At 41.6% G+C, this 6,819-nt stretch carries 5 protein-coding genes and 2 rRNA genes; all 7 read left to right on the top strand.

The window, feature by feature from the left end:
• Positions 1-127 (top strand): 23S ribosomal RNA (locus tag ACE198_RS23130); the annotation flags it as partial.
• Positions 128-354: 227 nt separating this feature from the next.
• Positions 355-471: ribosomal RNA gene (rrf, locus tag ACE198_RS23125) — 5S ribosomal RNA — on the top strand.
• A gap of 191 nt (positions 472-662) precedes the next feature.
• Positions 663-1,124: a CtsR family transcriptional regulator gene (locus ACE198_RS23120; protein WP_026565491.1), complete on the top strand. Its 462-nt coding sequence runs from the start codon at positions 663-665 to the stop codon at positions 1,122-1,124.
• Positions 1,125-1,149: 25 nt separating this feature from the next.
• Positions 1,150-1,698: a protein-arginine kinase activator protein McsA gene (mcsA, locus tag ACE198_RS23115; protein WP_098573747.1), complete on the top strand. Its 549-nt coding sequence runs from the start codon at positions 1,150-1,152 to the stop codon at positions 1,696-1,698.
• Position 1,699: 1 nt separating this feature from the next.
• The gene (mcsB, locus tag ACE198_RS23110; RefSeq protein WP_375377188.1) at positions 1,700-2,770 is read left to right on the top strand and encodes a protein-arginine kinase McsB; all 1,071 of its coding nucleotides are present in this window, start codon (positions 1,700-1,702) and stop codon (positions 2,768-2,770) included.
• A gap of 17 nt (positions 2,771-2,787) precedes the next feature.
• A complete protein-coding gene (clpC, locus tag ACE198_RS23105; RefSeq protein ID WP_098573741.1) occupies positions 2,788-5,229 on the top strand; it encodes an ATP-dependent protease ATP-binding subunit ClpC in 2,442 nt (813 codons plus the stop codon).
• A 205-nt stretch (positions 5,230-5,434) separates the two neighbouring features.
• Positions 5,435-6,817, top strand: coding sequence for a DNA repair protein RadA (radA, locus tag ACE198_RS23100; protein ID WP_098573739.1), 1,383 nt, complete (start codon positions 5,435-5,437; stop codon positions 6,815-6,817).
• Positions 6,818-6,819 lie beyond the last annotated feature (2 nt).

Here is a 6,819-nt window from a genome sequence, read left to right as displayed (position 1 = left end):
TCAAGATGAGATTTCCCATAGCGCAAGCTAGTAAGAACCCTGAAAGATGATCAGGTTGATAGGTCAGAGGTGGAAGCGTGGTAACATGTGGAGCTGACTGATACTAATCGTTCGAGGACTTAACCAAATAGAAAAGCGGAAGCGTCCGCTTAGCAACGTATGGCCTGGAGGGCTTTGACTGAGATAAAGGAAACACGAAGAGCGATAGCGATTCGATGTTGACTTATCGTAGGGAAAAGACCGAAGGACACTAGTTGCTGGACGCTGGAGCTAGACAATTATATAGGTGAACTCAAGTTTACAAACTTCTTCTGCATTATCTAGTTTTGAGGGAATGATACCTCAATTAAATAGTCTGGCAGCAATGGCGAGAAGGTCACACCCGTTCCCATACCGAACACGGAAGTTAAGTTTCTCAGCGCCGATGGTAGTTGGGACACGCGTCCCTGTGAGAGTAGGACGTTGCCAGGCACCAAGGACAACCTTAAAAGGTTGTCCTTTTTTGTGTTCCAAACAGATCAAGAAGATACTTTTTAATCAAACCTAGGTTTCACATTGGCGAGATTTGGAGAAAATCATTAGTAGTGAATCGTTGCATCTACATAAAAAATTCAGTATAATTTAGTCAAATATAGTCAAAGTCAGAGAATGGGGGTGGGAAGATGAGAAACATCTCTGATATTATTGAAAAATATCTCAAACAAGTATTGGAATTAAGTGAAAGAGACCTAGTTGAAATCAAACGAAGTGAAATCGCAGACAAATTTCAATGTGTTCCATCTCAAATTAATTATGTAATCAATACCCGTTTTACGATCGAAAGAGGATACATCGTAGAAAGTAAACGGGGCGGCGGTGGGTATATACGGATCATGAAGGTCCAGTCTCATGATCTTGCTCATTTAATTGAACAATCACTGGCACTTATACAAAGCAGGATTAGTCAAACCAGTGCCGAAGATGTTATATTCAGACTCGTTCAAGAAGAAATTGTCTCGCAGCGGGAAGCGAAAATTATGCTCAGTGTAATTGACCGATCCGTTCTTTATATTGATCTTCCATACCGAGACGAATTAAGGGCGAGAATGCTAAAAGCAATGCTTACATCTTTAAAATATAAATAAATTTTTTCGCTTGAGAGGTGAAAGTATGATTTGCCAGGAATGCAACCAAAGACCTGCAGCCCTTCACTTTACGAAAATTATTAATGGGGAAAAGACGGAAGTCAATCTGTGTGAAAAATGTGCGCAGGAAAAGGGAGAAATGTTTATTTTTAATGGGGAATCTGGATTCGCTTTTAATAATTTATTAGCAGGATTATTAAATATAGACCCTGCTTTTCAAAAACCCAGTCAAAGCCCATTTCATCAAGAGGAAATTCTGCAATGTGATTCTTGTTCAATGACATTTCCACAGTTTTTAAAAGTGGGCCGCTTTGGATGTTCTCATTGTTATGAAGTATTTAAAGAACAATTGAAACCCGTATTACGTCGACTTCATAGTGGGAACTGGACACATAATGGGAAGATACCAAAGAGAATTGGCGGCGGTATCCATCTCCGTAAGCAAATAGATGAATTAAAAGGGACTCTAAAAGAATCCATTGCCAATGAGGAATTTGAGAAGGCAGCTGAGATTCGTGATGAAATACGTCAGTTAGAGAGAAAACTAGCAGACAGCCAAGAGGGAGGGGAATAACATGTCGCTTGAACGGTTTTTAAATCAAGCTGTCAGCTCCTGGATGAGTGAGGAAGGACCTGATTCAGATATCGTCCTCAGTTCCCGTATTCGTTTGGCTCGTAACTTTGATGCATATAAATTTCCAACACTTTTTTCACACGAAGAAGCAAAGATGATTATTGAAAAAATGGAGGAAATATTAAAACAGTCAGACATTCAAAAGTTTGGCCAAATGGAATTGTTGAAAATTAATGAACTCCAGCCCCTGCAGAAAAGAGTTTTGGTAGAAAAACATTTAATCAGTCCAAACCTAGCAGAGGATTCACCACATGGTGCTGTTTTATTAACCGAAAATGAAGAAGTTAGTATTATGATTAATGAAGAGGATCATATTCGTATTCAATGCTTGTTTCCTGGGTTGCAATTATCTGAAGCCTTAGATGCTGCTAATGAAATTGATGATTGGCTTGAAAGTAATATTCAATTTGCATTTGATGAGAAGCATGGTTATTTAACCAGTTGTCCTACAAATGTGGGTACCGGTCTTCGTGCTTCGGTTATGATGCATCTGCCAGGATTAATCTTAACACAGCAAATTAATCGAATTATTCCCGCAATCAATCAATTAGGTCTAGTTGTTAGAGGAATTTATGGTGAAGGCAGCGAAGCTTTAGGTAATATATTTCAAATTTCTAATCAAATTACCCTTGGAAAATCGGAAGAGGACATTTGCCGGGATCTCAAGGGAGTTGTCAGCCAGTTAATTTCACAAGAAAGGTCAGCACGTGAAGCATTACGGAAAACTTCAAACATACAATTAGAAGACAGGGTGTTCCGTTCAATGGGTGTGTTATCTAATAGCCGAATTATTGAATCAAAAGAAGCAGCAAGATGCTTATCTGATGTTCGGCTTGGAATAGATATGGGTTATATTGAAAATATGCCTAAGACGATATTAAATGAATTAATGATCCTGACCCAGCCAGGTTTCCTGCAGCAATATGCTGGCGGTTCATTAAGACCACATGAAAGAGATATCCGTCGGGCAGCATTAATTAGGGAACGAATAAAAATGGAGCAAGAAAAATAGGTGAGGAGGAAGAGAATATGATGTTCGGCCGTTTTACTGAAAGAGCGCAGAAAGTTCTAGCATTAGCACAAGAGGAAGCGATTCGTCTTGGACATAACAATATTGGAACAGAGCACATTTTATTAGGATTAACTCGTGAAGGAGAAGGGATTGCAGCAAAAGCTCTTTATGGGCTAGGCTTAGGTTCTGAAAAAATCCAAAAAGAAGTAGAAAACTTAATTGGCAAAGGACAGGAAGCTTCTCAAACGATTCACTATACTCCACGGGCTAAAAAGGTCATCGAACTATCGATGGATGAGGCACGCAAGTTAGGACATTCCTATGTAGGCACTGAACATATTCTCCTTGGCTTAATCCGTGAAGGGGAAGGGGTCGCCGCACGAGTCCTTAATAATCTTGGTGTAAGCTTAAATAAGGCAAGACAGCAAGTCCTTCAACTTTTAGGAAGCAATGAGTCAGGCGGGCATCAAGGCGGTGCATCTGCCAGTGCGAACACCCCAACACTTGACAGCCTTGCACGGGATCTAACTTCGATCGCACGTGAGGGCAGTCTTGACCCGGTAATTGGACGCGGCAAAGAAATTCAACGTGTCATTGAAGTATTAAGCCGTCGGACAAAAAACAACCCTGTATTAATTGGGGAGCCGGGTGTCGGTAAAACTGCGATTGCAGAAGGTCTTGCCCAGCAAATTGTAAATAACGAAGTGCCTGAAATCCTTCGTGATAAACGGGTGATGACTCTCGATATGGGAACAGTGGTAGCTGGGACGAAATATCGAGGAGAATTTGAAGATCGTTTAAAAAAGGTCATGGATGAAATTCGCCAAGCCGGGAATATTATTCTTTTCATTGATGAGCTGCATACCTTAATTGGTGCTGGAGGTGCGGAAGGGGCGATTGATGCATCTAATATCTTAAAGCCATCTCTTGCGCGCGGTGAACTCCAATGTATTGGAGCAACAACTCTTGATGAGTATCGTAAATATATCGAAAAAGATGCTGCATTAGAACGACGTTTCCAGCCAATTCGTGTAGATGAACCAACACTTGAAGAATCAATTCAGATTTTAGAAGGGCTCCGCGACCGTTATGAGGCACATCACCGTGTTTCAATTACAGATGAAGCAATTCAAGCGGCAGTGAAACTTTCGGACCGTTATATCTCAGACCGCTTCCTGCCGGATAAAGCGATTGACTTAATCGATGAAGCGGGTTCTAAGGTAAGGCTTCGTTCCTTTACCACTCCACCTAATTTAAAAGAATTAGAAGTGAAATTGGAAGAAGTGCGTAAGGAAAAAGATTCTGCTGTTCAGAGTCAAGAGTTTGAAAAGGCTGCATCCTTAAGAGATACAGAACAGCGTTTACGTGAACAACTTGAAGAGACAAAGAAGAATTGGAAAGAAAAACAAGGGAAAGAAAATAATGAAGTAACCGTTGAAGATATTGCAAGTGTTGTTTCCAGTTGGACCGGGGTTCCAGTTTCCAAGCTGGCGGAAACAGAAATGGCGAAGCTTCTTAATTTAGAAGAAGTTCTTCATTCTCGCGTAATTGGCCAGGAGGAAGCGGTAAAAGCTGTATCGAAGGCAGTCCGTCGTGCTCGTGCAGGATTAAAAGATCCAAAACGACCAATCGGTTCTTTTGTCTTCCTTGGACCAACAGGTGTTGGGAAAACCGAATTAGCCCGTGCTCTTGCTGAAGCGATGTTTGGTGATGAGGATGCGATGATACGGATTGATATGTCCGAGTATATGGAAAAACACTCGACTTCTCGTCTAGTTGGTTCACCGCCGGGATATGTAGGTTATGAGGAAGGCGGCCAATTAACAGAAAAAGTTCGCAGAAAGCCATATTCTGTTGTGCTATTAGATGAAATTGAAAAAGCACATCCTGACGTATTTAATATCCTGCTGCAAGTCCTTGAGGACGGTCGATTGACTGATTCTAAAGGCAGAACGGTTGACTTCCGGAATACAGTCCTTATTATGACATCCAATGTTGGTGCTGAAGCACTAAAACGGAATAAATATGTCGGATTTAATATCCAAGATGGTGAACAAGACTATAAAGATATGAAAGGGAAAGTGATGGGAGAATTAAAGAAAGCATTCCGTCCTGAATTCCTTAACCGTATCGATGAAATTATTGTTTTCCATGCGTTAGAGCGGAAGCATCTTGAAGAAATTGTGACTTTATTATCAGAGCAGTTAATTAAGCGTTTAAAAGAGCAGCATATTTCTTTAGAATTAACAGCTGCGGCAAAAGAGAAAATTTCTCAGGAAGGCTATGATCCTGAATATGGAGCACGACCATTACGCCGTGCGATCCAAAAGCATATTGAAGACAGACTTTCGGAAGAACTATTAAAGGGAACATTATTAACCGGACAGCATGCGATTATTGATGTTGATAATGGAGAATTTATTGTTCGTATGGCTGAGAAAACAAGTTTAGTAAAATAGGACTATGTCGTAATATCTATGAAGAGGTACACGTAAATAAAGTTAAATCGTGTACCTCTTTTTCTATCGACTTTTTCAAATGAAAAAATAAAAAAGGTATGGTAACCTGTAAATAGTTAGCAAAATTTGGCTCCTGCACCCAGCGTATTTCGCTATCTGGTGCGTGTGCCTTTTGTTCTTTTAGTTAAGAGAGGGTCGAAGGATAATGGCAAAACGAAAGACGAAGTTTATGTGTCAGGCGTGCGGATATGAATCGCCCAAGTGGATGGGAAAATGTCCTGGCTGCGGTGAATGGAATAAGATGGTGGAGGAAGTTGAAGTAACAGGTTCCGCGAGAAGAGGTGCATTTGCCCATTCCCAGGGCGGATCAGGACTGTTATCCAAACCCATGCCGATCAATTCAATTGAAATGGAAAATGAACCACGGATTCTAACGGATTTAAACGAATTAAACCGTGTCCTTGGCGGTGGCGTGGTTAAGGGTTCTTTAGTGCTGATAGGCGGAGACCCTGGAATTGGGAAGTCAACGCTGCTTTTGCAGGTTTCATCACAACTTGCAAATAAAGGAAATCAGGTTTTATACATATCTGGTGAGGAATCGTTACGACAAACTAAACTTCGGGCGGAACGATTAGGTATATCTTCTGAAAATCTCCTCGTTTATTCTGAAACGAATCTTGAAGAAATCAACCGGACCATCGATAGTACCAATCCTAGCTTTGTCATAATTGATTCGATCCAAACGGTCTTTCACCCCGATGTAACAAGCGCACCAGGAAGTGTCTCACAAGTACGTGAGTGTACCTCGGAATTAATGAGAATTGGGAAAACGAAAGGAATTGCGATCTTTATTGTTGGACATGTAACAAAGGAAGGATCCATTGCAGGTCCAAGGCTGTTAGAGCATATGGTGGATACGGTTCTCTATTTTGAAGGAGAAAGACACCATACCTATCGGATTCTGCGTGCAGTCAAAAACCGCTTTGGTTCAACGAATGAAATGGGCATTTTTGAAATGAAGGAATTGGGCCTCGAAGAAGTAGCCAATCCTTCTGAGATCTTCTTAGAAGAGCGTTCACGGGGCGCAGCTGGATCGACGGTAGTTGCATCGATGGAAGGGACAAGACCAGTCCTTGTCGAAATCCAGGCTTTAATTTCCCCTACCAGTTTTGGGAATCCCAGAAGAATGGCCACTGGAATTGACCATAACCGTGTGCCGCTTTTGATGGCAGTATTAGAAAAGCGAGTGGGGATGCTTCTCCAGAATCAAGATGCCTATTTAAAAGTTGCCGGCGGTGTAAAGTTGGATGAGCCAGCCATTGATTTGGCTGTTGCTGTCAGTATTGCTTCGAGCTTTAGAGATAAGCCGACAAGGCCGACGGACTGCATTATCGGTGAAGTTGGTTTGACTGGGGAAGTAAGAAGGGTATCGAGAATTGAGCAGCGTGTCCAGGAAGCGGCCAAGCTTGGTTTTGAGCGAGTGATTCTGCCTGCTAATAATCTTGGCGGTTGGAAGGGACCGAGGGGAATCGAACTTATTGGGGTAACGAATGTAAGTGAAGCTTTGAAAGCAGCTTTGGGAGGGTAGCA

This window comes from Neobacillus sp. KR4-4 (genome assembly GCF_042136325.1).
In the GTDB taxonomy this organism is placed as follows: domain Bacteria; phylum Bacillota; class Bacilli; order Bacillales; family Cytobacillaceae; genus Neobacillus.
This window is presented reverse-complemented; position numbering and strand designations above follow the sequence as displayed.